21 protein-coding genes are annotated in these 24,443 nt (G+C 72.0%); 17 read left to right on the top strand and 4 right to left on the bottom strand.

The annotated features are described in order from the left end of the window. Window positions 1-35 precede the first annotated feature (35 nt). The 6 genes from BLT21_RS06430 to BLT21_RS06405 all read left to right on the top strand — a co-directional run bounded on the left by BLT21_RS06430 (window position 36) and on the right by BLT21_RS06405 (window position 7,135). Complete coding sequence (locus BLT21_RS06430) at window positions 36-1,556, top strand: arabinosylfuranosidase ArfA (RefSeq protein WP_091500504.1); 1,521 nt, start codon at window positions 36-38, stop codon at window positions 1,554-1,556. 187 nt (window positions 1,557-1,743) lie between these two features. Then, complete coding sequence (locus BLT21_RS06425) at window positions 1,744-2,868, top strand: Gfo/Idh/MocA family protein (RefSeq protein WP_091500734.1); 1,125 nt, start codon at window positions 1,744-1,746, stop codon at window positions 2,866-2,868. A gap of 10 nt (window positions 2,869-2,878) precedes the next feature. After that, window positions 2,879-4,081: a dihydrodipicolinate synthase family protein gene (locus tag BLT21_RS06420; protein ID WP_091500503.1), complete on the top strand. Its 1,203-nt coding sequence runs from the start codon at window positions 2,879-2,881 to the stop codon at window positions 4,079-4,081. Continuing rightward, window positions 4,078-4,962 carry a sugar phosphate isomerase/epimerase family protein gene (locus BLT21_RS06415; RefSeq protein ID WP_091500502.1) on the top strand — a complete coding sequence of 295 codons (885 nt, stop codon included), beginning with the start codon at window positions 4,078-4,080 and terminating at the stop codon, window positions 4,960-4,962. The genes BLT21_RS06420 and BLT21_RS06415 overlap by 4 nt, the downstream gene beginning before the upstream one ends. Window positions 4,963-4,971: 9 nt before the next feature. After that, window positions 4,972-6,006: a LacI family DNA-binding transcriptional regulator gene (locus BLT21_RS06410; protein ID WP_256335943.1), complete on the top strand. Its 1,035-nt coding sequence runs from the start codon at window positions 4,972-4,974 to the stop codon at window positions 6,004-6,006. A 1-nt stretch (window position 6,007) separates the two neighbouring features. After that, window positions 6,008-7,135, top strand: a complete 1,128-nt coding sequence (locus BLT21_RS06405) for a glycerate kinase (RefSeq protein ID WP_091500500.1) — start codon at window positions 6,008-6,010, stop codon at window positions 7,133-7,135. A gap of 58 nt (window positions 7,136-7,193) precedes the next feature. Here BLT21_RS06405 and BLT21_RS06400 read toward each other — a convergent pair whose 3' ends face one another. From BLT21_RS06400 to BLT21_RS06390, 3 genes are read right to left on the bottom strand one after another with little or no spacing between them, the layout of a single operon-like run. Next, window positions 7,194-8,846, bottom strand: a complete 1,653-nt coding sequence (locus BLT21_RS06400) for an acyltransferase (RefSeq protein ID WP_091500499.1) — start codon at window positions 8,844-8,846, stop codon at window positions 7,194-7,196. Beyond that, window positions 8,843-9,958: a substrate-binding domain-containing protein gene (locus tag BLT21_RS15740; protein ID WP_091500498.1), complete on the bottom strand. Its 1,116-nt coding sequence runs from the start codon at window positions 9,956-9,958 to the stop codon at window positions 8,843-8,845. The genes BLT21_RS06400 and BLT21_RS15740 overlap by 4 nt, the downstream gene beginning before the upstream one ends. Continuing rightward, window positions 9,955-11,874, bottom strand: a complete 1,920-nt coding sequence (locus tag BLT21_RS06390; RefSeq protein ID WP_091500497.1) for a heparinase II/III domain-containing protein — start codon at window positions 11,872-11,874, stop codon at window positions 9,955-9,957. The genes BLT21_RS15740 and BLT21_RS06390 overlap by 4 nt, the downstream gene beginning before the upstream one ends. A gap of 149 nt (window positions 11,875-12,023) precedes the next feature. Here BLT21_RS06390 and BLT21_RS06385 point away from each other — a divergent pair, with 149 nt between their 5' ends. From BLT21_RS06385 to BLT21_RS06335, 11 genes are all read left to right on the top strand, one after another. Next, window positions 12,024-14,042, top strand: a complete 2,019-nt coding sequence (locus tag BLT21_RS06385; protein WP_256335942.1) for a DUF2264 domain-containing protein — start codon at window positions 12,024-12,026, stop codon at window positions 14,040-14,042. Then, window positions 14,039-15,322: an ABC transporter substrate-binding protein gene (locus tag BLT21_RS06380; protein WP_091500495.1), complete on the top strand. Its 1,284-nt coding sequence runs from the start codon at window positions 14,039-14,041 to the stop codon at window positions 15,320-15,322. Before BLT21_RS06385 ends, BLT21_RS06380 begins: the two co-directional genes overlap by 4 nt. 93 nt (window positions 15,323-15,415) lie before the next feature. Further along, the gene (locus BLT21_RS06375) at window positions 15,416-16,351 is read left to right on the top strand and encodes a carbohydrate ABC transporter permease (RefSeq protein ID WP_091500494.1); all 936 of its coding nucleotides are present in this window, start codon (window positions 15,416-15,418) and stop codon (window positions 16,349-16,351) included. Further along, entirely contained in the window at window positions 16,351-17,271 is a 921-nt protein-coding gene (locus tag BLT21_RS06370; RefSeq protein WP_091500493.1) for a carbohydrate ABC transporter permease, read from the top strand. The genes BLT21_RS06375 and BLT21_RS06370 overlap by 1 nt, the downstream gene beginning before the upstream one ends. A 4-nt stretch (window positions 17,272-17,275) precedes the next feature. Then, window positions 17,276-17,947 (top strand): DUF624 domain-containing protein, encoded by a 672-nt coding sequence (locus BLT21_RS06365; RefSeq protein WP_091500492.1) that lies wholly within the window; start codon window positions 17,276-17,278, stop codon window positions 17,945-17,947. Between the two features lie 19 nt (window positions 17,948-17,966). Next, window positions 17,967-19,211 (top strand): glycoside hydrolase family 88 protein, encoded by a 1,245-nt coding sequence (locus BLT21_RS06360; RefSeq protein ID WP_091500491.1) that lies wholly within the window; start codon window positions 17,967-17,969, stop codon window positions 19,209-19,211. After that, window positions 19,208-20,062: a fumarylacetoacetate hydrolase family protein gene (locus tag BLT21_RS06355; RefSeq protein ID WP_256335941.1), complete on the top strand. Its 855-nt coding sequence runs from the start codon at window positions 19,208-19,210 to the stop codon at window positions 20,060-20,062. The genes BLT21_RS06360 and BLT21_RS06355 overlap by 4 nt, the downstream gene beginning before the upstream one ends. Continuing rightward, window positions 20,059-20,823, top strand: a complete 765-nt coding sequence (gene kduD, locus BLT21_RS06350) for a 2-dehydro-3-deoxy-D-gluconate 5-dehydrogenase KduD (RefSeq protein ID WP_218125719.1) — start codon at window positions 20,059-20,061, stop codon at window positions 20,821-20,823. The genes BLT21_RS06355 and kduD overlap by 4 nt, the downstream gene beginning before the upstream one ends. A 59-nt stretch (window positions 20,824-20,882) precedes the next feature. Continuing rightward, window positions 20,883-21,719, top strand: a complete 837-nt coding sequence (kduI, locus tag BLT21_RS06345; protein WP_091500490.1) for a 5-dehydro-4-deoxy-D-glucuronate isomerase — start codon at window positions 20,883-20,885, stop codon at window positions 21,717-21,719. After that, on the top strand, window positions 21,716-22,654 hold the full coding sequence (locus BLT21_RS06340) for a sugar kinase (RefSeq protein WP_256335940.1): 939 nt from the start codon (window positions 21,716-21,718) through the stop codon (window positions 22,652-22,654). Before kduI ends, BLT21_RS06340 begins: the two co-directional genes overlap by 4 nt. Next, on the top strand, window positions 22,651-23,286 hold the full coding sequence (locus BLT21_RS06335) for a bifunctional 4-hydroxy-2-oxoglutarate aldolase/2-dehydro-3-deoxy-phosphogluconate aldolase (RefSeq protein WP_091500489.1): 636 nt from the start codon (window positions 22,651-22,653) through the stop codon (window positions 23,284-23,286). The genes BLT21_RS06340 and BLT21_RS06335 overlap by 4 nt, the downstream gene beginning before the upstream one ends. 151 nt (window positions 23,287-23,437) lie before the next feature. Here BLT21_RS06335 and BLT21_RS06330 read toward each other — a convergent pair whose 3' ends face one another. After that, window positions 23,438-24,367: an NADP-dependent oxidoreductase gene (locus BLT21_RS06330; RefSeq protein ID WP_091500488.1), complete on the bottom strand. Its 930-nt coding sequence runs from the start codon at window positions 24,365-24,367 to the stop codon at window positions 23,438-23,440. Window positions 24,368-24,443 lie beyond the last annotated feature (76 nt).

Raw genomic sequence — 24,443 nt, 5'->3', positions numbered from 1 at the left:
GGATGCGCGGCATCCCCGCTGACCCGAGGAAAGACATGACGCCGACGAACGCCGCCATCGACCCCCGCTTCGAGATCTCCCGCATCGACCGCCGCATCTTCGGCGGGTTCGTGGAGCACCTCGGACGTCACATCTACGACGGCATCCACGAACCCGGTCATCCGGCAGCGGATGCCGACGGGTTCCGAGCGGATGTCGTCGAGCTCGTCCGCGAGCTCGGGGTGTCGACCATCCGCTACCCCGGCGGCAACTTCGTCTCGGGCTACCGGTGGGAGGACGGCGTGGGACCGCACGACGAGCGCCCGCGCCGCCTCGACCTCGCGTGGCACTCCACCGAGACGAACGAGGTGGGCCTGCACGAGTTCGCGCGCTGGCTCGAGCTCGTCGGGAGCGACCTCATGCTCGCGGTCAACCTCGGCACGCGGGGCACGCAGGAGGCGATCGATCTCCTCGAGTACGTCAACTCCGACGCCGACACGTCGTGGACCCGCCAGCGCGCCGCGAACGGTCGTCGCGACCCCTTCGCGGTGCGCATGTGGTGTCTCGGCAACGAGATGGACGGGCCGTGGCAGCTGGGTCACCGCAACGCCGACGACTACGGCAAGCTCGCGTCGCGTACGGCGAAGGCCATGCGGATGCTCGACCCCGACATCGAGCTGGTCGTCTGCGGCTCGTCCGGCAGCGGGATGCCGACCTTCGGGTCGTGGGAGCGCACGGTGCTGGAGCACACGTTCGACGACGTCGACTTCATCTCCTGCCACTCGTACTACCAGGAGCGTTTCGGGAACGCCCAGGAGTTCCTCGCGTCGGGCGTCGACATGTCGCGCTTCATCGCCTCGGTCGTCTCGATCGCCGACGCGGTCGCGGCGACGAAGAAGAGCGACAAGCGCATCATGATCTCCTTCGACGAGTGGAACGTCTGGTACCTCCACAACGACGAGGGCGGCCAGGACGACAAGCCGCGCGAGCCGGGCTGGCCCGTGGCTCCGCGCCTGCTCGAAGACCGGTACAGCGCGCTCGATGCGGTCGTGTTCGGCGATCTGCTCATCACGCTGCTCCAGCACAGCGACCGCGTGCGGTCGGCGTCGCTCGCGCAGCTCGTCAACGTCATCGCCCCGGTGATGACCGAGCCGGGCGGACCCGCGTGGCGGCAGACGACCTTCCACCCCTTCTCGCTCACCTCGCGGCTGGCGGGGGAGCGCGCGATCTCGGTGCCCGTGCTCTCGGGGTCGTTCGAGAGCGAGCGCTTCGGCACGGTGCCCAACGTCAATGCCGTGGCCACCGTCGACGACGCGGGCGCGACGCTGTTCGTCGTGAACCGGTCGACGGGCGACGGCGAGGACCTCCGCATCGACGTGTCGGCACTCGCAGCGGCGGGCGCGGGCGTGTCCGTCATCGAGTCGCACCTGCTGCACGACGACGACCGATACGCCGCGAACACGCTCGACGAGCCCGAGCGCGTCGGGGTGGTCCCGGTGCCGGGGATCTCCGTCGAGGACGGCGTCCTGTCGCTGTCTCTGCCGCCGATCTCGTGGGCGGCCGTGCGGCTGGGGTGACGCGGCCCGGCATCCGTCGGGCTCAGGCTTGCGTCCGCGGACGGCGGGCATCTACAGTATGGGAAAGCGCTTACCACCTGATCCGGTGAGCGGATGAAGCAAAGGAACGCCCGTGTCAGAGACGACCACCCTCAGCCCCGCGCCGGAGACGGCGACCGCCCCGCAGGTCCGCGAGATCGGCATCATCATGAACGGCGTCTCCGGCCGCATGGGCTATCGCCAGCACCTCGTCCGCTCGATCCTCGCGATCCGTGACCAGGGCGGCATCGAGCTGGCCGACGGCACGAAGGTGACGGTGAAGCCGCTCCTCGTCGGACGCAGCGCGGCCAAGCTCGCCGACCTCGCGGCCAAGCACGACATCGAGGACTACACGACCGATCTCGACGCCGCCCTCGCCGATCCGCGCTGGGAGATCTACGCCGACTTCCTCGTCACGAAGGCTCGCGCGTCCGCGCTGCGCAAGGCGATCGCCGCCGGCAAGACGATCTACACCGAGAAGCCCACCGCCGAGTCCGTCGACGAGGCGCTCGAGCTGGCCAAGCTCGCCGCCGAGGCGGGCGTCAAGACCGGCGTCGTTCACGACAAGCTCTACCTGCCGGGTCTGCAGAAGCTCAAGCGCCTCATCGACTCCGGCTTCTTCGGCCGCATCCTCTCGGTGCGCGGCGAATTCGGCTACTGGGTGTTCGAGGGCGACTGGCAGCCCGCGCAGCGCCCGAGCTGGAACTACCGCGCCGAGGACGGCGGAGGCATCATCGTCGACATGTTCCCGCACTGGAACTACGTGCTCGAGAACCTCTTCGGCGGGGTCAAGACCGTCTACGCCCAGGCCGCCGTCCACATCGCGGACCGCTGGGACGAGAAGGGCGAGCACTACACCGCGACGGCGGAGGATGCCGCCTACGGCGTCTTCGAGCTCGAGGGCGGCGTCGTCGCGCAGATCAACTCGTCGTGGACCGTCCGCGTCAATCGCGACGAGCTCGTCGAGTTCCACGTCGACGGCACGCACGGCTCGGCCGTCGTGGGTCTTTTCGGCGCGAAGATCCAGCCGCGCAACGCCACCCCGAAGCCGGTGTGGAACCCCGATCTCGAAGACACGCACGACTACGACGCCGACTGGCAGAACGTGCCCACCAACGACGTCTTCCTCAACGGCTTCCGCCAGCAGTGGGAGGAGTTCCTCGTCTCCTACGTGACGGAGACGCCCTACGAGTTCGACCTGCTCGCCGGCGCCCGGGGCGTGCAGCTCGCCGCGGCGGGGCTGCAGTCGAGCCGCGAGGGCCGCAAGGTCGAGCTGCCGGCTCTCGACATCTGAGCGCCGCACGATGACCCGGCTCACCCTCCTCGGCGCCGACGGCGCCGTCACCTCCGTCCCCCTCGCCGAGGCCCCCGGCTTCGCCCGGCCGGAGACCGCGCTGCGCAGTCGCGTCGCATACGCTGCGGCGCACGTCGTCCCCGTCGTCTCGGCCGACAACACCCCCGGCCGGCCGGCGCAGATCGACTGGGACGCCACCCTCGGCTTCCGCCGCGCCGTGTACTCCTGGGGGCTCGGCGTCGCCGACGCCATGGACACCGCGCAGCGCAACATGGGGCTGGATGCCCAGGCCACGCGCGAGCTCATCGCCCGCTCGGCGGAGGTCGCGCGCGAGGAGGGCGGCTCGGTCGTCGTCGGCGTCAACACCGACCACGTCGACGACGAGCACATCTCGCTCGACCAGGTCGTCGACGCCTACAAGAGCCAGCTCGCCTTCACCGAGGACCAGGGCGCGGGCCCGGTCCTCATGGCGTCGCGGCACCTCGCCCGAGCGGCGTCGTCGGCCGATGACTACCGCCGCGTGTATCGCGAAGTACTCGCCGCGGCATCGGGACCCGTCGTCCTGCATTGGCTCGGAACCGCCTTCGACCCCAGCCTCGCGGGCTACTTCGGGTCGCCCGACTGGCGCGCGGCATCCGACGTCCTCGTCGAGATCATCGGTGAGAACTCCGACAGAGTCGCGGGCGTGAAGATGAGCCTGCTCGACGCGTCGTCGGAGGTCTCGGTGCGCGAGCGTCTGCCCGAGGGCGTGCGCATGTTCACGGGCGACGACTTCAACTACGTCGGCCTCATCGGGGGCGCTGACGTGCCGGAGGCGACCCAGCCCGAGCGCGACCCGGCCTCGACGCGGCAGCACTCGGACGCGCTGCTCGGCGCGTTCGCCGCGATCACGCCCGTCGCATCGGCCGCGATCCAGGCCCTCGATGCGGGCGACCCCGACCGGTACCTCGCGATCCTCGGGCCCACCGAGGAGCTCAGCCGGCAGGTCTTCGCGGCCCCGACGTTCTACTACAAGACCGGTGTGGCCTTCCTGTCGTGGCTGAACGGCCACCAGGCGGCGTTCCAGATGGTGGGCGGTCTGCACTCGGCGCGCAGCCTGCCGCACCTCTCGCGCATCGTCGAGCTCGCCAACGCCGCCCACGCCCTCGAGCAGCCGGAGCTCGCCGCCGACCGCTGGCACGCGATGCTGCGTCTGAACGGGGTCGAGGCATGAGCGTCGATCCGCGGTTGTCGATCAACCAGGCCACCATCAAGCACGCTGACCTCGCCACCGCCCTCCGCGTCACCGCTGATGCCGGGATCGAGGCGATCGGACTGTGGCGCGAGCCCGTGCAGGAGGTCGGCCTCGCGACGGCGGCCGCCATGCTGACCGACTCGGGCCTGCGGTTCACCACCCACTGCCGGGCCGGCTTCTTCACGATGCCGGAGGGCCCCGCCCGGCGTTCCTCGATCGACGACAACCGCGTCGCGATCGAGGAGGCGGCCGTGCTCGCCGCCGCCGGTGCACCGGGTTCGACCGCGATCCTGGTGCTCGTCGCGGGCGGGCTGCCCGAGGGCTCGCGCGACATCGTCGGGGCGCGGGAGCGCGTCCGCGACGCCATCGGCGAACTCGCGCCGCACGCCAAGGCCGCGGGGGTGACGCTGGCGATCGAGCCGCTGCATCCGATGTTCGCCTCCGATCGCTGCGTCGTCTCGACGCTCGGACAGGCCCTCGACATCGCCGCCGGTTTCGAGCCCGCTGTCGTCGGCGCGACCGTCGACACGTTCCACATCTTCTGGGACCCCGACGTGCTGCCCGCGATCGAGCGCGCCGGACGCGAGGGGCGTATCGCGACCTACCAGGTCTGCGACTGGAGGACGCCGCTTCCCGCCGACGTGCTCCTGAGCCGGCACTACCCCGGCGACGGGGTGATCGACTTCGCGGCGCTGACCCGGGCGGTGGAAGCCACGGGCTACGACCGCGACATCGAGGTCGAGATCTTCAACGCCGACATCTGGGCCGCCGATCCGGCCGCCGTGGTGCGCCGCACCGCCGAGGCGTTCGGCGACGCCGTCGCACCGCACCTCTCGGGCGCGCGGACCCTCACCGCATAGACTCGGCTCGTGGGACAGACCGGGATGTCGCCGCGTGGCTCGGCCACGCTGCACGATGTGGCGAGGGAGGCCGGGGTGTCGCTCGCGACCGCCTCGCGCGCGCTGAACGGCTCGACCCGTAAGGTCGCCGATGCCTACCGCGAACGCGTCGAGGCGGCCGCGGCACGGCTCGGCTACACCGCCAACCTGTCGGCGCAGGCGACGGCCCGCGGCACGTCCGCGATCGTGGCGCTGCTGGTGGCCGACATCGCCGACCCGTACTTCGGGCAGCTGGCGGCGGGCGTCGCCCGCGGCGCCGACGAAGCGGGCCTCGTCGTCACCGTCGCCATCACCGAACGCGACCCCGCGCGCGAGCTGCGGCTCGTCCGCGCCCTGCGGGGCCAGCGCCCCCGCGGCATCATCCTGGCAGCCTCGCGCACTTCGCGCGAGATGTCGGACGAGCTGCGCACCGAGCTCGACCTCATCGCCGCGAGCGGCGGCACCGTCGTCGCGCTGGGACCGGGAGCCCCCGGCATCCGGAGCGTCGCCATCGACAACCGCGGCGGCGCCCGCGAGCTCGGCGCCGCGCTCGCGGAGCGCGGCTACCGCTCGGCGATCGTGCTCGCCGCCGCCGACGGCGTCGTGACGAGCGACGACCGCCTCGACGGTTTCCGCGAGGGCTTCACCGGCGGCGGGGGAGCGGAGCCGCGTGTGTACCGCGGGGGCTTCAGTCGCGAGTCCGGGTCCGAGGCCATGGACGCCGCCCTCGCCGACGGCGTCGAACCCGGCACCGTCGTGTTCGGCATCAGCGACGTCGTCGCGATCGGAGCGCTCACCGCCGTACGTGCCGCCGGTCGCGAGCCCGGCGCCGACATCGCACTCGCCGGCTTCGACGACATCCCCACGGGACGCGACGTCACCCCGCCGCTCACGACCGTGCGCGTGCCGCTGCCCGAGGTCGGATACCGTGCCCTGCGCGCGGCGGTCGACGGCGACGACGACGCTGCGGCCGCCCTGCCGCTCGAGGTGCTCGTGCGCGAGAGCACGCCGCCCCGGAGCTCGTGACGTGACGCACGTCGTCGTCGCGATCGACAGCTTCAAGGGGTCGATCTCGGCCGCCGCCGCCGCTCGCGCACTCGCCGACGGATGGGCGACGGTCGACGACGCCGCGCGTCTCGAACTGCGCCCGATGGCCGACGGCGGCGAGGGCACCCTCGACGCGTTCGCCACCGCCGTCTCGGACACCCGACGGGTGCCGGTGACCGTGACCGGACCCGCGGGGACGCCGGTCGCCGCATCCTGGCTGAGGCTGCCGGCGGGCGACGGACGATCCCCGGGCCGGCCCGGTGGGCCGGTGGGCGTGGTCGAGCTCGCGTCGACGTCGGGGATCGAGCTGCTGGGCGAGCAGCGCCGCGGCCTGGACGCCGACACGACCGGTTTCGGCCAGGCGATCGCCGCCGCCCTCGACGCGGGCGTCGATCGGCTCGTGCTCGGCATCGGCTCGAGCTCGTCGACCGACGGCGGAATCGGGATGCTGCGCGCGCTCGGCGCGCGGTTCACGGACGCGGCCGGCCGCGACGTCGCTCCCGGTGCCCGGGGCCTGGCCGACATCGCGCATGTCGACCTGTCGGGCCTGCGACCGCTGCCCGCGGGCGGTGTCGACGTGCTCACCGACGTCTCGAACCCGTTGCTCGGCGCGGCCGGGGCCGCCGCCGTGTTCGGTCCGCAGAAGGGGCTCGACACCGCGGAGGTGGCAGCCGCCGATGCGGGGCTGAGCCGGCTCGCCGACCTCGTGCCCGCGGGCGGGTCGCACGCCGTCGCACCCGGCGCGGGGGCAGCGGGCGGGACCGGGTTCGGGCTACTGGTCTGGGGCGCGCGCCTCGCGCCGGGCGCGCGCGAGGTCTCGTCGCTCATCGGCCTCGCCGACGCCATCGCCGACGCCGACCTCGTCGTCACGGGCGAGGGCGCGTTCGACGGCCAGTCCGCGGCGGGCAAGGTTCCCGCGTATGTCGCCGAGCTCGCCGCGCAGGCCGGGGTGGCGGTGGCGCTCGTCGCGGGACGCATCGCCCCCGACGCCGACACCGCGGCGTTCGTGGCATCCGTCTCACTCACCGACCTGGCGGGTTCCGCCGCGGCGTCGCTCGGCGACCCCGCCCGCTGGCTCCGCGCGGCCGGCGCAGCGCTCGCGCGGTGACTAGCCCGAGTGAACGGGTTCGCCGCGAGCGCACGGCTTGCTCACGCGGGAAGGTCGTTCACCGGGCGCTTGGCCGTGCATTGAGTGAATGATGCGAGGACGCCGGGGCGGGCTCGGGGCGGTGGACGCCGCGCGGGCGGTAGCCGAGCGCGTCCGAGACGCCGAGGAGGTCGGCGAGGTACCAGACGATCGCGAGCCACATCTCGGTTCCCTGCAGGCCCGGCTCCGTGTCGGCGAGCCGGAAGCTCATGCCCGCGCCCGCTCGCCATCCGTCGAGGGCCTGCCCGAGCAGACGTGCCGCGAGCTCCTCGACCTCGGCGCGGCGGTAGCCGCTCGCGCGGGTGAGCCACAGGGGATGCGCGACGTCGAGCACGTTGCAGGCATCGAGCCGCGACGGCGCGAACCAGCGGTCGTCGCGCGCGTGGCGGAGCACCGTGTCGACGACCGCGTCCGGATGCGGCACCGGGACGCCGTGCTGCGCGAACGTGCCCCGCGAGGCCCGGTAGAAGCCGTTGACGACGAGCAGCAGACCGCGGTCGGCGGAGGGCTGGCCCCACATGCCGCTCACGGCATCCGCACGCGTCACGAGCCATCCGAAGAGGGCCTCGGGCACGCCCGGCGCGACCCGGTCGCCTCGCCGTCGCGCCCAGAGCAGAGCCGTGCCCATCGCATCGACGTGGTGGCCGGCATTCCAGGGATCGGTGTCCCAGGGCAGGGCCTCGAGCCTCGCGATGACCGAGTCGGCCGTGGCCTCGGTGATCAGCCCGACGGGGTCGGCGAACTCCGACCCCAACAGGTCGAGCGCGTACCCGGTCGAGAGCACGTGATAGGCCGTGTCACCGTCGTCCCAGCCCGGGTGGTCTCGTGCGTCGAGAGGCGGTACGGCGCCCGTCGCCGGGTCCTGCCAGCCGCGCAGCCGGGCCGCGAGCTCCGCAGGATCGCTTCCGGGCGGCACCGTCCCCAGCAGAAGATCGGCGACCTCGACCGCGTCGCCCTGCGCGCGCACCGTGGGCCGGGCGCCCGGATGGTCGACGTACAGACCCGACGCCGCATCGTGCGAGCGCCCCAGCACGGCCTCCGCGTCGGCGCGGGCGCGGTCCGCGAAGGCGGACACGCGCGCGTGCAGCCCCTCCGCGTCGGGTGCGGCGTCGACGGGCGGCACCCGCCACCGCAGCAGACGGGCGGGGTTGCCGCCGACGATGGCGCCCGCGGGCACGTCCTTGGTGACGACGGCTCCCGCTGCGAGCACGGCCGAGGCGCCCACGGTGACCCCGTCGAGCACGACGACGTGCGAGCCGATCCAGACGTCGTCGCCGATGCGGATGCCGCGGCTCGTGAGCGGCTGCCGGAACACGGGCGTGCCCGGCTCCATCGAGTGATTGAACCCGAGCACCGAGCTGTGCGCGCCCATCCGCACGCCATCGCCGAAGACCACGTCGCCGCGGACGACGGTCGCGGGATTCACCGAGCAGTCCGCACCGATCCGCACGGTTCCGGTGAGGTACGCCCCGGCGGCGACGTACGAGCGGTCACCGAGCGCGAGCGTCTCGGCATCGAGCGCCGCGAGCTCCGAGACGAAGCACTCGGCGCCGATCGTCCACCCCGCGTTCTCGTCGACGAGAGCCGCCTGGTGCTCGTGCTGGCGTCGACGGCTCTCATCGGATGCCGTGGACCAGAAGTCCCACGGCGAATAGTCGTGACGATCGATCACGCGGGGTCTTCCGTCCGCGGCGCGACCGTCGACTCGCGGACCACGAGCGTGGGGTTGAGCATCACCCGGCGGGTGGGGCGCCCGGGGTCGGCCATGCGCGACACGAGCAGCTCGACCGCCGTCTCGCCGACGCTCACACGCGGGGGTGCGATAGCGGTGAGCGCGGGGGTGAACAGCTCGGCGACCTCGTCGTCGTAGGCGACGATCGACAGGTCGGCGGGCACCGAGATGCCGCGGTTGAGCGCGAGGTCGACGAACGCCATCGCCTCGGGGTCGGAGTGGACCAGCAAGGCGGTGACGCCGCTGCCGAGCGCCCGGTCGAGCGTCGTGTCGACCGCGGCCGAGAACTCCGGGCTCGCCCGATCGGGAAGCGTGGTCTCGATGTGCTGCGCGGGGGTGAGTCCCAGCTCCTCGCAGGCCGCCTGCCATCCGGCGGCGATCTTGCGGGAGGTCGGCGAGTTGCGCGAGAGCACGAGCCCGACCTTGCGGTGACCGAGCGACGCGAGGTGGCGCGCCGCGAGGACGGCGCCGAGCGCGTGGTCGGTCGTGACCGCTTCGACGGGCACGCCGGCGGGCTGCACGATCGCTTCGCGTTCGACGAGCACGCTCGGGGTGCCGCACTCGGCGAGCCACTGGACCACGTCCTGCGAGTGCGGCGTGTCGGTGTTGGGCGCGACGATCAGGCCGCGGATGTCGCCGCTCGCGACGAGGCGCTCGAGCACCGGTCGCTCGTCCTGCAGCTCGTACGACGCCCCGCGCAGCTGGACCTTGAGGCCGTGCCGGCGCGCCGCGGTCTCCATGCCGCGCACGACCCCCGGCCAGTAGAAGTTCAGCGAGGGCACGAGGACGGCGATCGATCCCGCGGACGTCTCGACCGTGGCCGGCGAGCCGGCGGTGTGCCCCTGCTGCCCGCTCGTGGGGATCGCCCCGCCGTGCACGCGCTGCAGCAGTCCCTCCTGCTCCATCTGAGCGAGATCGCGGCGCAGGGTCACGGTCGCGGCGCCGAGCTCGTCGGTCAGCTGCGAGATGCGCACCGCGCCCTCGCGCTCCATCGCCGCGAGGATGTGCGCGCGTCGTTCGGCAGCCAGCAGCGCCGGTGTGGGGTCGGTCATGGTCGCTCGTCCTCGTTCCGTTCCTGTTCTACCGTGACACGCAGGTCGGTGCGATCATCGACGCCGATATCGAGTCTCGTGAGCCGCGGCCCCCACACATCCGACAGCATCGGATCCGCCAGCGGCCGGATGTCCACCTCGTACGGCGCGTCGGCGGGCCATGAGACGCGGACTGCCCGCGCAGCGTCGACCGGCACGATGCGCGCCCATCCCGGTCCGCAGGTGACGGTGCCCGCGAGCAGCAACCGTACGCGAGTGCCGGTGCGAGCGCCCGCCCAGCGGTCGTCGACCTCCACGCGGCCGGTCGTGCGGTCGAGCGTCGCCCGGCGGCGCCAGGTGTCGACGGCTCCGACGGGGTAGGCGCCGCCGATCTCGATGTCGAGGCCCGACGACTCGTCCGATCGGATGATGCGTGCGTCGCTCGCGCGGAAGCCCGCCCCGGCAGGCTGTGTCTCGCCCGATACGCGGGGAACGCTGTGCCACTCGCTCTGCATCGTCCAGATCGCGTAGCGGTCGGGACCGAACGTCTGCGCCGTGTAAGTGGGCCGGCCCGCGTCGACCACGACGGGCACGCCGTCCGAGGCGACGATGATCGATCCGACGTCGTTGTGGTTGTGGTTCTCGTCGTTGTGTCCGCCCTTGATTACGAGCGTCAGGCCCGTGGTCGACCCGCGGCTCGGCCGTGCGAGTGCCACCTGCGTCGAGGGCAGCCACACATCACGGGGGAGGGGCGCGGATGCCGCGCCGGCGCTCAGCCACTCGCCGTCGGTGACCGCTCGCAGCAGCCGGCCGAGCCCGGCGTCCTCCGTCGCGCGCGTGCCGGCATCGGCCGCCTGGGCTGCGGCGTGGCGGCGGGCGTCGTCGTCGCCGACGACGCGAGCGGCGCGGTGCAGGGCGTGCCAGGGCTGGTCCGTCGGGGGACGCGCGGGGCCGTCGGCCAGGTTGACGTACCACCGCCCGCCCAAATGGGAGCGGTGAGGGAAGGCGACGGTCTCGCGCAGGGCGGACACGAGGGGCGCCGGGTTCCAGGCGCCGTCGGTCGCGTGGGCGAGCAGGTCGAGCGCCTCCAGCGCGCGGCAGGCGCCGTTCCACCAGTAGGCGTAGCCCTCGTCGATCGCGCCGTCCTCGGGCAGCGCGGCGACGTAACGGTCGATCCCCTCGGCCGCGAGCATGACGACGCGGTCGCGGCGCGGCCCGGCGTCGAGCAGCGCGAGCGCAGCGACGAGCACGTTGCCGTGGATCCAGGGATTCCAGTTGTGCACGTGTCCGTCGAGCCCGATCCAGTGCCAGTCTCGCCGCCGCAGGAAGGGGTCGATGACGCGCGTCTCGGCCTCGTGGCGGATGCGGGCGCGGAGGCCCGGATACGTTCCGTCGAGTCGGTCTCCGAGCAGGTGGTCGATCCAGGCGAGCTGCGCGACGACCTCGCCGGCTCCGAGGTCGAGGAACGGGTCGGTCACCGTGGACAGGACCGCGCCGCGCCGCGCGTGCGAGTCGTCGTGCGCGGGCCAACACCACGACGACTGCTCGGCGAGGAGCCAGACGCCGTCTGCGACCTCGTCGAGCCAGGCGGGGTCGTCGTCGACCGCCGCGAGCACCGCGGCGCGGCTCAGCCGTCGCTGGCGGGCGAAGACGGCCTGCTCGTACCCGTCGCGATCGCCGTCGCGGTGCACGCGCACGGCGGAGCTCGCGAGCACATGCGGCCAGGGTGCGCGGAGGTCGGCGGCGGCGCGTGCTCGCAGAGGATCGAGCACTTCGGCCGGAATGGCCGCGCCCCACCCGGGCGCGGCGCTCGGCACCGGAAGCGCCCGCGACGGGGGTCGCAGCTCGGCTGCCACGCCCGCGCAGACGGCGGCGAGGGGACCGCGGAAACGGTCGGTGTCCCACTGCACGAGGCCTCCTTCGACGATGTCAGGCATCTCGAACGGTGCGTGTTGCCATCTCGAGAAACGATCAGAATCGATCATAAGGAAACGAAGAAGATCTTGCAATGATCGAATCAGGTTGCTAACCTCCGAATCGGTCGCGATCGACGATGACGACCGAGAAGCCCTTCGAAGGAGAACCGGTGACTTCCGAGCACCCGAGCCCGCCCCACGGCGAGACGGTCCGCGCTGCATGGCTCGCCCGCGCCGACGTTCTGCTCGACTCCGCCCGCCGCCACGCGTCGCCCGGTGGCGGCCGCATCCACTTCCCCGGCGCCGAGGGCGGCTACGGTCGCGCCGTCGACGGCCTCGAGGGGTTCGCCCGCACCTTCCTGCTCGCGGGATTCCGCATCGCCGGAGCACGCGGCGAGGGCGTCGACGAGCTCATCGCGCACTACGCCCGCGGCATCGTGTGCGGGGTCGATCCGGAGGCGCCCGACCGCTGGGTCCGCATGGACGAGCACGCTCAGGCGAAGGTCGAGGCCGCCTCGATCGCCCTCGTCCTCGATCTCACCCGCCCCTGGATCTGGGACCGGCTCGATGCCGTCACGCAGCAGCGCGTCGTGGACTACCTCGCGCCGGTCGTCGGAGACGACACCTACCCGCAGACCAACTGGGTGTGGTTCCGCATCGTCGTCCAGACCTTCCTGCGGTCGGTCGGCGGTCCGTGGTCGGCCGACGACATCGCCGCCGACCTCGCCCGCCACGACTCGTTCGTGCGCGAGGGCGGGTGGCTCTCCGACGGCGCGGAGCGCTCGTACGACCACTACGTCGGCTGGGCGTTGCACGTCTACCCGATCCTGTGGTCCCGGATGTCGGGCGCCGCCGACCTCGCGGCGGGCCGCACGGGTGCGGACATCGCGCGTCTCGACGCATTCCTCCACGACGCGCTCGCTCTCGTCGGCGGTGACGGCTCACCCCTCATCCAGGGTCGTAGCCTCATCTACCGTTTCGCGGCGGCCGCCCCGTTCTGGGCCGGCGTCATCGCGGACGTGCCCTCGCACAGCCCGGGCCGCCTCCGCCACGCCGCTGATCGACTCGTGATGCACTTCGCCGGCCGGGGCGCCCCGGATGCCGACGGCATTCTCACGATGGGCTGGCACGGCACGTGGCGCGCGCTGGCGCAGTCGTACTCGGGTCCGGGCTCCCCCTACTGGGCGGTCAAGGGATTCCTCGGGCTGCTGCTGCCCGCCGACCACCCGGTGTGGAGCGCCGTCGCCGAGCCCCTGCCGGTCGAAGAAGGCAACGTTCTCCGGGCGATCGTCTCTCCCGGCTGGATCGTCTCGGCCACCGCTGCCGACGGCATCGTCCGTGTCGTCAACCATGGCACCGACCACGCCTTCCCCGAGGCGCGCACGGCCGACTCCCCGCTCTACGCGCGCCTCGGCTATTCGACCGCGACCTCGCCGATCCTCGACGAACGCGGCTGGGTCGAGCCGCTCGAGCAGTCCGTGGCGCTCGTCGAGGCCGACGGACGCGCGACCCACCGCACGGCCATGACACTGCTGAGCGTGCGACTCCAGGACGACGCGGACGGGCGCGTCGGCATCGGCGCGTCGACCTGGGACGCGCACCTCGTGACGCCGGCTCCCGCGACCCATCGCCACGGGTCGGGCCTGGCCGGGGAGGTCACGACGGTGGGCACCGTCACGACCACCTCGATCGTCCGCGGCGCGTCCGAGGTGCGCATCGTCGTCGTCGGCGACCTCGCCCCCGGTCGGGACGCCGACGCGCTGCGTCTCCGCCTGGGCGGCTGGCCGCTCTCGGGCGACGAAGTCGTCGGCGGCACCGATGACACCGGTTCATGGGTGTCATCGCGGGGTCTCAGCAGCGGCATCCGCTCGATCACCCCGCACGGCGTCGCCGGACTCGTCTCGCGGGCCGACGCCGACCCGCTCGGCGTCCGCACCCTCGTGCCCACCATCGAGCACGCGGTGCGCGTCGGGGAGCCCGTCGTCACCCTGCTCGATCTCGCCGGGGGACAGCGCAGCGCGCCGTCCGCCGCCGTCGACGTCGACGGCGCGACGGTCACGGTCACCTGGCCCGACGGCGTCCGCACCGTGAGCCGTCTCACCGACTCCGAATCGCCCGCCCCGGCGCTTCGGCACCACGAGGTCCGACGTGGGACCTCGCACGCAATCGCAAAGGAGCAGCACGCATGAAGCGCAAGTTCGCAGCCGCAGCGGGGATGGCGGTCGTCGCCACCCTGTCGCTCGCCGCCTGCGGCGGGGGATCCGAGCCCGCCCAGACCGCCGACGGCCCCGTCACCCTCACCCTTTCGGGGTGGAGCCTCGACACGACGCCCGAGTTCCAGGTGCTCGCCGACGCCTTCCACGAGAAGAACCCCGAGGTCACCGTCGAGCTCAAGCAGTACGACGCCGCCGAGTACAACACGCTGGTCACCGCAGACCTGGCCGCGGGCGTCGGACCCGACATCATCACCCAGAAAGAGGTGAAGTTCGTCACGACGTTCCAGGAGGGCGGCCAGCTCATGGACGTCTCCGACGTCGAGCTGCCCGACGGTGTCGGCGGCGCCTCGTCGTACGAGGTCGACGGCACGGCGTACGGCGTCCCGTACCGCCAGGACCGCTGGGTCCTGTTCTACAACAAGGCGCTCTTCGACGCCGCGGGCCAGGAGTACCCCGACGGCTCGTGGACGTGGGAGGACTACGACACCGCGGCCGAGGCGATCACCACGGCGGGGGTCGCGAATGGCACATACCAGCACCGCTGGCAGTCGACCGTGCAGGGCTTCGCGTCGGCGCAGGAGGACACCGACGTGCTCTCGGGCGACTACGGATACTTCGCCGACTACTACGACCGCGTCCTCGGCCTGCAGGACGCCGGCGCCCAGGTCGACTTCAACACCTCGACGGCCAACCAGCTCACCTACCAGGGCGAGTTCGGCACGCAGAAGGCGGCCATGCTGCCGATGGGCACGTGGTACGTCGCCACCCTGATCTCGCAGCAGGCCTCGGGCGAGGCGAACGACTTCGAGTGGGGCATCGCGCCGATCCCGCAGCTCGACTCGTCGACCACCGGCACGGACGGCACCCCGGTGACCTTCGGCGACCCCACCGGCTTCTCGATCAACGCCAACATCGACGGCGCCAAGGTGCAGGCGGCGAAGGACTTCCTCGCCTACGCCGCGAGCCTCGAGGCCGCCGAGGAGCTGGCGAAGATCGGCATCACCCCGGCCGCGTCGAACGACGCCGTGACCGAGGCGTACTTCGCCGTCGACGGCGCGCCGACCGACGACCTGTCGAAGTTCGCGTGGTCGACGGGCGACGTCCACCCCGAGAACCCGACGTCGAACAAGACCGCGTCGATCCAGAACATCCTCAACGACATGCACAGCGCGATCCTGTCGGGCTCGACCCCGGTCGAGCAGGCCATCAGCGAGGCCGAGGATCGCGTCGCCAACGAGGTCGGTCTCGACTGACCCCGCGTGCCGTCGCCTCGTCGACGGTACCCCGCGGCCGGCGCGGCGTACCCGCGCCGGCCGCATCCCCCGCCGTCCTCCCCAGGAGACACCATGACCACCACCGCCGCCTCTCCGAAGGCGCGCCGCTCCGAGCCGACGCAGCGACGCAGACGTTCGAAGCTGACCGTGCGCAACACGCTGCTGGGTTGGAGCTTCATCCTGCCCAACTTCGTCGGCTTCGCCCTGCTGACGCTCGTGCCGGTCGTCACGCTCTTCTACATGTCGCTGACGAACTGGAACATCTTCGGTACGGCGAACTGGGTCGGGCTCGCCAACTTCGAGCGGCTGCTCGGCGACGGCAGCTTCCGCATCTCGTTCGTCAACACCCTCTATTACGCCGCGCTGCACATCCCGCTGACGATCATCGCCTCGCTCGGTCTCGCGCTGCTGCTGAACAACAAGCTGCGGGGGGTCGCGTTCTTCCGCACCGCGGCGTTCTTCCCCTACATCACCTCGATCGTCGCGATCGCCGTGGTGTGGAACCTGCTCTTCAGCCCCGAGTACGGCCCCATCAACGAGATACTCCGCGCGGTCGGCATCGCCAACCCGCCCGGGTGGCTCACCTCGTCGGAGTGGGCGATGCCCGCCGTGGTCGTCGTCAGCACGTGGCGCGACATGGGCTACTACATGATCCTCTTCCTCGCCGGGCTCCAGACCGTGCCTCGAGAGCTCTACGAGGCCGCCCGCATGGACGGCGCGAACGCCTGGGAGCGGTTCGTGAACGTCACTCTCCCGTGCCTGCGGCCGACGATGTTCTTCGTCACCGTGATGCTCACGATCAACTCGTTCAAGATCTTCGACCTCATCCTCGTGATGACCGAGGGCGGGCCGGGTCAGTCGACGCTCGTCATCTCGCAATTCATCTACCGCAAGGGGTTCGAGGAGAACCAGTTCGGCTACGCCTCCGCGGCCGCCGTGGCGCTCTTCTTCCTCTGCATCCTCGTGACCATCCTCCAGTTCATCTGGAACAAGCGGAGGAACGTCTGATGACGAATCTTCTCGTGCCCCAGGACGACCGCCGGGCGCTGCGCAAGATCGCGGCCGACGGTCTGCCCGAAGGCCATCGCCCCGACAGCATCACGCCGTTGCGCCGCATCGGTCGCATCGCCGGATACATCGCGCTGATCATCGCGGCCGCGGCCCTGCTGCTGCCGTTCTTCTGGATGATCATGAGCTCGCTGAAGTCGGCCAACGAGGTCTTCTCGGTGCCGATCCAGTGGATCCCCGAGGTCTTCGTCTGGCAGAACTACGTCGACATCTGGTCGCAGTCGGGGATGCTGACCTGGATCCGCAACACTCTCGTGCTCGCCGTCGTGGTCACCTTCCTGCAGGTGCTCACCGGCTCGTTCGCGGCGTACGGCTTCGCGCGCATCCGCTTCCCCGGCCGCGACGTGCTGTTCCTGCTCTACATCGGCACCATCGCGGTGCCGTGGCAGTCGTACATGATCCCGCAGTTCATCCTGCTCTCGAACGTCAAGGTCTCGAACACGCTGTGGGCCATCATCCTGATCCAGGCGTTCGGCGCCTTCGGGGTGTTCCTCATGAAGCAGTTCTACGAGACCATCCCCGAGGAGCTGTCCGAGGCCGCGCGTCTCGACGGCCTGAGCGAGTACGGCATCTGGCGCCGCATCATGCTGCCGCTGTCGGTGCCGGCGCTCGCGAGCCTCACGCTCCTGACGTTCGTCAACACCTGGAACGACTACCTCGGGCCGCTCATCTACCTGCGCAACCCCGACCTCTGGACCATCCAGCTCGGCCTCAAGAGCTTCGTGAGCAACCTCTACGACACGAACTACGCCCTGCTGTTCGCCGGACTCGTCATCTCGGTGGTGCCGATCGCCGTCATCTTCCTCGTCGGGCAGAAGTACTTCGTCGAGGGCATCGCGACGAGCGGGATGAAGGGGTGAGGCCGTGAAGCGCATCTCGCACAACACGTACGCGACCGTCTTCGGCGTCGTCTACCTCGGGCTCATGACCAACCTGCTGCTGCTCGCGTCGTGCCTGCCGCTCGTCGTGCTGCTCGTGATCACCGACCCGGCGCTGTCGTGGCCGATGCTCGCCCTGGTCGCGCCGCTGTGCGCACCGGGCATCACGGCGGCGTTCGCGACCTTCCGAGCCCACGGCGGGGGAGAGACCCGGGTCGTGCGCGTGTTCGTCCGCAGCTGGAAGCGCTCCTGGCGCACGGCTCCCGTGCTGGGCGCGGTGGTCGTCGCCGCCCTCGTCGTCGTGCTCGTCGACGTCCGCTTCTTCGCGCCGCTGCAGGCGGGCGTCGCCGTCGTGCCCGTGCTCGGAGTGCTCACGGTGCTCCTGCTCGCGGCGGGCCTCGTCGCCTTCGCAGCCCTCGCCGAGGAGCCCGATGCGTCGCTGCGCTCGATCGCCCGAGCCGCGGTGTTCCTGAGCGTGCGCCGGTGGTGGCTGAGTCTCGTCTCGCTCGCGGTCATCGCGCTGCAGGCAGGACTGTTCGTCTCGATGCCGGCCGTCGCGATCGGACTCACCGCGGCGCCCGCCCTCTACCTCGCATGGGCCAATGCCCGCTACATCCTCCGCCCGGTGCTCGGCGATCCCGAGCCCCAGGCCGTCTGACCCGAAGGAACCCCTCGACATGACATCCCTCCCCGGAACCGATCTCGGCGTGCGCGCGGGCGCGACGTCCGCAGCGGGCGCGCCTCCCGTCGTCGACGCCGCCGTGATCGAGGCGGCGATCGGCGCCGCCCTGAGCACACTGCGTCGCAACATCCAGACGTTCGGCCCGAACTACCCCGATGACACGACCCGCGGCGACCGGTATCCGATCCGCCCCGCAGCCGGGGGGTTCCCTGCGGGAGCCAACCGCGGGTGGACGACGAGCTTCTGGCCGGGGATGATGTGGATCGCGTGGGAGATCACGGGCGACGCCTTCTTCCGCGACGCCGCGCTGGCCCACGCGGCGGACTTCGCACGCCGCATCCGCGATGAGGACGACCTCGACACGCACGACCTCGGGTTCCTCTACAGCCTCGCCTCGGTCGCGCCCTCCCGGCTCCTCGGCGACGAGGACGCCCGTCAGACCGCCCTGTCGGCCGCCGATCACCTCATGCGTCGCTTCCTCGAACCCGCCGGCATCATCCAAGCGTGGGGAGATCTCTCCGACCCCGCGCAGCGCGGACGCACGATCGTCGACAGCCTCATGAACATGCCGCTGCTCACGTGGGCGGGCGAGCAGACCGGCGAAGAGCGCTTCGCCGACGCGGTGCGCCGCCACACGACGCAGCTGCGCACGCACATCCTGCGCGATGACGACACGACCTTCCACACCTTCTACTGGGACCCCGAGACCGGCGAGCCGCTGCGCGGCGCGACGGAGCAGGGCGCGTTCGACGACTCGTGCTGGGCGCGCGGACAGGCGTGGGGCATCTACGGCTTCGCGATGAACCACCGAGCGACCGGCGACCCGGCCCTGCTCGATGCCTCGCGTCGCTGCGCCGAACGGTTCCTCTCGCACCTCCCGAGCGACCGCGTCCCGTTCTGGGACATGGTCTACACCGACGGCGCCGACGCGCCCCGCGACAGCTCCTCGGCCGCGATCGCGGTGTCGGGGCTGTTCGAGCTCGCCGGTGTGCTCGACGAGGGGGCGGAAACCGACCCCGATGCCGCCTCCCGCTACCGGGCGGCGGCTCACGAGATCCTCGCCTCGCTCATCGAGAACTACACGCCCGAGAGCCCGGAGGCGGCCGACGCCGTGCTCCTGCACAGCGTCTACGACCTGCCGAAGTCGGTCGGCGTCGACGAGGGCACCCTGTGGGGCGACTACTTCTACCTCGAGGCTCTCGTGCGCGCTGCGCGCCCCGACTGGAAGCCGTACTGGTGAGGCTCGTCCGATACTCGACCGAGGGCGGCACCCGGTCGGGCGTCGTCGTGACGGTGGACGAGGTCGACCGTGTCGTCGACCTCGGCCCGGCGGCGCTGACCGATCTCGTCGCCGCCGGGGGCGACGCCCTCGACGGGGCCGTCGCCCGCGCCGACATCACCCACCCCGAGCTGTCGTCGGTACAGCTTGAGGCGCCGGTGCGTCCGGGCAAGATCCTCTGCCTCGGCTACAACTACCGCGGTCACGTGCCCGACGGCGTCGACCCGACCGCGGACGACCCGGAATTCCCGGATGTGTTCGTCAAGACCCCGAACACCCTCCGCGGACCGGCCGACGCCGTCGTGGTGCCGACCGTCGCCGCCGACGTCGACTACGAGGGCGAGATCGCCGTCGTCATCGGGCGCCGCGCGAAGGACATCGACGAGGCGACGGCGCTCTCGCACGTCGCGGGCTACACGATCCTCAACGACGTGTCCGATCGCTCATGGCAGCGCCGGCAGAGCCAATGGGCGATGGGCAAGTGCTTCGACGGCTTCGCGCCGCTCGGGCCGTGGCTCGTCACACCCGACGAGGCGGGCGACCCGCAGGACATGCTCGTCGAGGTCGTCCGCGACGGCGTCGTGACCGTCTCGCAGTCCACGGCGACCACGATCTTCTCGGTCGCGTACGTCGTGTCGTACCTCAGCCGCGTCATGACGCTGGAGCCCGGCGACGTCATCTCGACCGGCACCCCGCAGAAGCTGCCCGACGCGCAGGCCGCCCACCGGCCGCTGCGTGACGGCGATGCCGTCACGGTGCGCATCTCGCGTCTCGGCGAACTGACCACCACCTTCATCGGAGGCCCCGCATGATCCTCGACTCCTTCCGTCTCGACGGTCGCATCGCCCTCGTCACCGGGTCGACCCGCGGCCTGGGACAGGGCGCCGCCCTTGCGCTCGCCGAAGCGGGTGCCGACGTCGCGCTGCTCGACCGCGGCGACGCCGCCGAGACCGCGGCGGCCATCACGGCGCTCGGACGCCGCGCCCACCGCATCCGTCTCGACCTCGGCACCGCCGCGCCCGAGCAGCTCGCCGACGCGGTCGCCGAGACCGTCACCGAGCTCGGCGGCATCGACATCCTCGTCAACAACGCCGGGACCATCCGGCGGGCACCGGCGGCGGAGCATCCGGTCGCCGACTGGAACGACGTGCTCGCCGTCAACCTCGACGCCGTCTTCCACCTGTCGCAGGCCGCCGGGCGCCGGATGATCGCGCAGGGCTCCGGGCGCATCATCAACGTCGCGTCGATGCTGTCGTTCCAGGGCGGCGTCCTCGTGCCGGGCTACGCCGCCTCCAAGCACGCCGTGGCCGGCCTGACCAAGGCGCTCGCGAACGAGTGGGCAGCGTCCGGAGTCACCGTCAACGCGGTCGCGCCCGGCTACATGGCCACCGACAACACCGCGCCGATCCGCGCCGACGCCGACCGCGAGGCCTCGATCGTCGCCCGCATCCCCGCCGGCCGGTGGGGCACGCCCGGCGACCTCCAGGGCGCGTTCGTCTTCCTCGCCTCGGATGCCGCGGCCTACGTCACCGGCGCGATCGTGCCGGTCGACGGGGGCTGGCTCGTCCGCTGACCCGCCGCCACCGACACCCGTCATCGGCCCCGCGCCGACACGCTCCCGAAAGGAACCCCATGCAGCAGCGCTACGCGACCAACCCCGCGCAGATCCCCGGCATGACCACCGCCGACCTGCGCGAGCAGTACCTCGTGCCCGAGGTGTTCGTGCCCGGCGAGATCACCGTCGTCTACACCCACCACGACCGCATCGTCCTCGGCGGCGCCGTTCCGGCCGGGCGCGAGCTGGTGCTGCCGGGTTACCCCGAGATCCGGAGCGACTACTTCCTCGAGCACCGCGAGGTGGGCATCATCAACGTCGGGGGCACCGGCACCGTGACCGCCGACGGCGAGGTCCACACCCTCGTGAAGGGGGCGTGCCTGTACCTCGGCCGCGGCATCCGCGACGTCGTATTCGCGGACGCGGGTGACGGTTCGGGCGGCGGCGCGCAGTTCTACCTGTTCTCGGCCCCGGCGCACACCGCCTACCCCGCCGCGCTCGTGTCGCCGGGCGAGGGGACGGTGCGCGAGCTCGGCGACCAGGCCACGAGCAACCGCCGCACACTCAACCAGTACATCCACGAGAACGGCGTGAAGAGCTGCCAGATCGTCATGGGCGTGACGACGCTGCACGAGGGCTCGATGTGGAACACGATGCCCGCCCACACCCACGACCGCCGCACCGAGTGCTACCTGTACTTCGACGTGCCCGACGACGCGCGCGTCATCCACCTGCTGGGTGAGCGCGAGGAGACCCGGCACCTCGTCGTCGCCGACCGGCAGGCGATCATCTCGCCGAGCTGGTCGTTGCACTCCGGAGTGGGTACCGCGGCGTACTCGTTCATCTGGGCGATGGCGGGCGAGAACCAGGCATTCGACGACATGGATGCCGCACCCGTCACGACCCTGAAGTGAGCGATCCGGTGGGCGGCGTGCTGCTGACGGCCGGCGAGACCATGGCGATGGTCGCGCCGGTGTCGGCGGAACGCCTCGAGCACGCCGACGTGTTCCGCGTCGACGCCGGGGGAGCGGAGTCCAACGTCGCGGCGCACGCGGCCGCCCTCGGCCGGGCCGCCGCGTGGTTCTCGCGCGTCGGAGACGATGCCCTCGGCCGGCGCGTCGTCGCGCGGGTGGCTTCGCGGGGCGTCGACGTCACGCGGGTCGTCGTCGACGGCGCCCACCCCACCGGCCTGTACGTGAAGGACCCCGGCCACGGCGTCGCCTACTACCGGACCGGATCGGCCGCCGCCCACCTCTCCGTCGCCGACGCCGACGAGCTCTCCTGGGCGGGCGTCGCGATGCTGCACGTCTCGGGCATCACCGTCGCGCTCGGCGGCACCGCGCCCGCGTTCCTCCGGCATCTCGTCGCCCGCGCGCGAGGAGCGGGGGTGCCCGTGAGCGTCGACGTGAACCACCGCACGCCGCTGTGGGCCGCGTCGGCGGCATCCGGCCCGCTGCTCGAGCTGGCGAGGTCGGCCGACGTCGTGTTCGTCGGCCGCGACGAGGCCGAGACGCTCTGGGGCGCGGCGGACCCGGGCGCGGTGCGTGCCCTGCTGCCGGACGCCCCGCAGCTCATCGTCAAGGACGGTGCCGTTGGCGCCACGCTGTTCGCGCACGACGACGCGGTCTTCGAGCCGGCTCTCGTCGTCGACGTCGTCGAGCCCGTGGGGGCCGGTGACGCCTTCGCCGGCGGCTACCTCGCCGCACTGCTCGCCGGCGCCTCGCCGCGGCAGCGCCTGCGGTCCGGGCACGAGCGCGCGGCGCTCACGATGGCCACCACCGGGGACTTCCCCGACGACGCGGCGGGGTCACCCGTCGCCGACATCCCCTTCGAAAGGACCTCCCCATGACCACGTCGTCCGTCGACCACGCGACCACCGGCCAGGCCGCCGCTCTCGATGCCGTCTTCGCGGGCGCACCGCTGATGGCGATCCTCCGGGGCATGGGACTCGAGCGCTCGGTGCGCCTCGCGACGACCGCCTGGGATCTCGGCATCGACTCCGTCGAGGTTCCGCTGCAGACCGCGGAGGACGAGCGGGCGCTGCGCGAGGTTGCGCGTCTCGGCGCCGAGAGGGGTAAGGCCGTGGGTGCCGGCACGATCCTGACGCCGGCGCAGGTCGCCGTCGCCGCCGACGCCGGCACGGCGTACATCGTGTCGCCGGGCCTCGACCCCGACGTCGTCCGGGCCGCCCAGGAGCGCGGCATCCCGATCCTGCCCGGCGTCGCCACGCCGAGCGAGGTGCAGCAGGCGGTCGGGATGGGGCTGACCTGGCTGAAGGCCTTTCCCGCGCAGTGGCTCGGCGCGGACTGGTTCCGGCACATCCGCGGTCCGTTCCCCGGCGTGAGGTTCGTCGCGACCGGCGGCATGGACGCCGCCAACGCCGCCGACTTCCTCGATGCCGGGGTGCGTGTCGTCGCGGTCGGCTCCGCCCTGGAGGACGAGTCGCAGCTGCCGCGCCTGGCCGAGCTGCTCGCGCGCTGACTCGCGCGAGCGGACGGCCCCGAGCGTACGGCTTCGCCGCGAGCGCACGGCCTGCTCGCGCTCGAAGGCCGTGCACTCGGCGCTCGGCCGTGCATTGGGTGTGACGCGGGGTGGGAGCTCGGCTTGACGTGGCGGGTTCGCATGACGCGGCTCAGGGGAGGATGATGACCTTGCCCGCGATGCCTCTCTCAGCCGCCTCAGCGTGCAGCGCCGGGAGCTCAGCCAGGGGGATGCGCCGCGTGACCTCGACGGTGAGCGCGCCCTCGTCGACGAGGCGGACCAGCTCGGCGAGCCGGTCGCGATCGCGGCGGACGAACACCGTCGCGGCACGGACGCCGCGCGCCTCGTCGCCCGGGGTGGCCATGAACGCCGTCGTGCTGACGACCGCGCCGCCGTCGGCGACGGCCCCGACGTAGGTCTCGAACAGCTCGGGTTCGATCGGGGCGAGGTTCAGCAGCACGTCGACCGGTCCGTCGATCGCGCCCAGCACATCGGTCGCGGTGTGATCGATGATCTGGTCTGCTCCGGCGGCGCGGACGGCGTCGATGCTGCGGGGGCTCGCGGTGGCGATGACGTGGATGCCGGCGCGCTCGGCGAGCTGGACGGCGTACTTCCCGACGACGCCGCCGGCGCCGACGATCAGCACCCGCTGGCCCGACTCGAGGCGACCGTCGTCGAAGAGGGCCTGCCGCGCGGTCAGCGCGACGGAGGGCGACGCGGCGGCATCGGCGAGGGGAACGCTCGTGGGCGCGGCGACCACGGCGTCGGCGGGGGCCAGCACGAACTCCGCCGCCCCACCGTCGTGCTCCATGGGGAGGAACGCGATCACCGCGTCGCCCACCGCGAGGCCGGTCACGTCCGCGCCGACCGCGTCGACGTGCCCCGAGACGTCGTACCCGGGCACATGGGGCAGATCGATCGGGATGGGGAGGACGCCCGCGCGCATCCCGCCGTCCGCCGCGTTGTACGCGGACGCGGCGACGCGGATGCGGACCTGCCCGGTGGCCGGCTCGGGGCGGGCGATGTCGACGATCTCGAGGACCTCGGGGCCACCGGTCCGGGAGAACTGCACTGCATTCATGATGTGATCCTTCGCGCTCAGGTGCTTCGAATTCGAAGCGACACGAGGAACGTAACACTACTTCGAATGTGAAGCA

This window comes from Microbacterium sp. cf332 (assembly GCF_900102175.1).
In the GTDB taxonomy this organism is placed as follows: Bacteria; Actinomycetota; Actinomycetes; order Actinomycetales; family Microbacteriaceae; genus Microbacterium.
Note: the sequence above shows the minus strand (reverse complement) of the source record. Positions and strands in the feature narration are given on the sequence as shown.

What these genes read in the sequence shown, in the direction of transcription:
- BLT21_RS06430 (WP_091500504.1), top strand. Translation starts at nt 36, where the DNA reads ATGACGCCGACGAACGCCGCCATCGACCCCCGCTTCGAGATCTCCCGC.
- BLT21_RS06425 (WP_091500734.1), top strand. Translation starts at nt 1,744, where the DNA reads ATGAACGGCGTCTCCGGCCGCATGGGCTATCGCCAGCACCTCGTCCGC.
- BLT21_RS06420 (WP_091500503.1), top strand. Translation starts at nt 2,879, where the DNA reads ATGACCCGGCTCACCCTCCTCGGCGCCGACGGCGCCGTCACCTCCGTC.
- BLT21_RS06415 (WP_091500502.1), top strand. Translation starts at nt 4,078, where the DNA reads ATGAGCGTCGATCCGCGGTTGTCGATCAACCAGGCCACCATCAAGCAC.
- BLT21_RS15740 (WP_091500498.1), bottom strand. Translation starts at nt 9,958, where the DNA reads ATGACCGACCCCACACCGGCGCTGCTGGCTGCCGAACGACGCGCGCAC.
- BLT21_RS06390 (WP_091500497.1), bottom strand. Translation starts at nt 11,874, where the DNA reads ATGCCTGACATCGTCGAAGGAGGCCTCGTGCAGTGGGACACCGACCGT.
- BLT21_RS06380 (WP_091500495.1), top strand. Translation starts at nt 14,039, where the DNA reads ATGAAGCGCAAGTTCGCAGCCGCAGCGGGGATGGCGGTCGTCGCCACC.
- BLT21_RS06375 (WP_091500494.1), top strand. Translation starts at nt 15,416, where the DNA reads ATGACCACCACCGCCGCCTCTCCGAAGGCGCGCCGCTCCGAGCCGACG.
- BLT21_RS06370 (WP_091500493.1), top strand. Translation starts at nt 16,351, where the DNA reads ATGACGAATCTTCTCGTGCCCCAGGACGACCGCCGGGCGCTGCGCAAG.
- BLT21_RS06360 (WP_091500491.1), top strand. Translation starts at nt 17,967, where the DNA reads ATGACATCCCTCCCCGGAACCGATCTCGGCGTGCGCGCGGGCGCGACG.
- kduD (WP_218125719.1), top strand. Translation starts at nt 20,059, where the DNA reads ATGATCCTCGACTCCTTCCGTCTCGACGGTCGCATCGCCCTCGTCACC.
- kduI (WP_091500490.1), top strand. Translation starts at nt 20,883, where the DNA reads ATGCAGCAGCGCTACGCGACCAACCCCGCGCAGATCCCCGGCATGACC.
- BLT21_RS06335 (WP_091500489.1), top strand. Translation starts at nt 22,651, where the DNA reads ATGACCACGTCGTCCGTCGACCACGCGACCACCGGCCAGGCCGCCGCT.
- BLT21_RS06330 (WP_091500488.1), bottom strand. Translation starts at nt 24,367, where the DNA reads ATGAATGCAGTGCAGTTCTCCCGGACCGGTGGCCCCGAGGTCCTCGAG.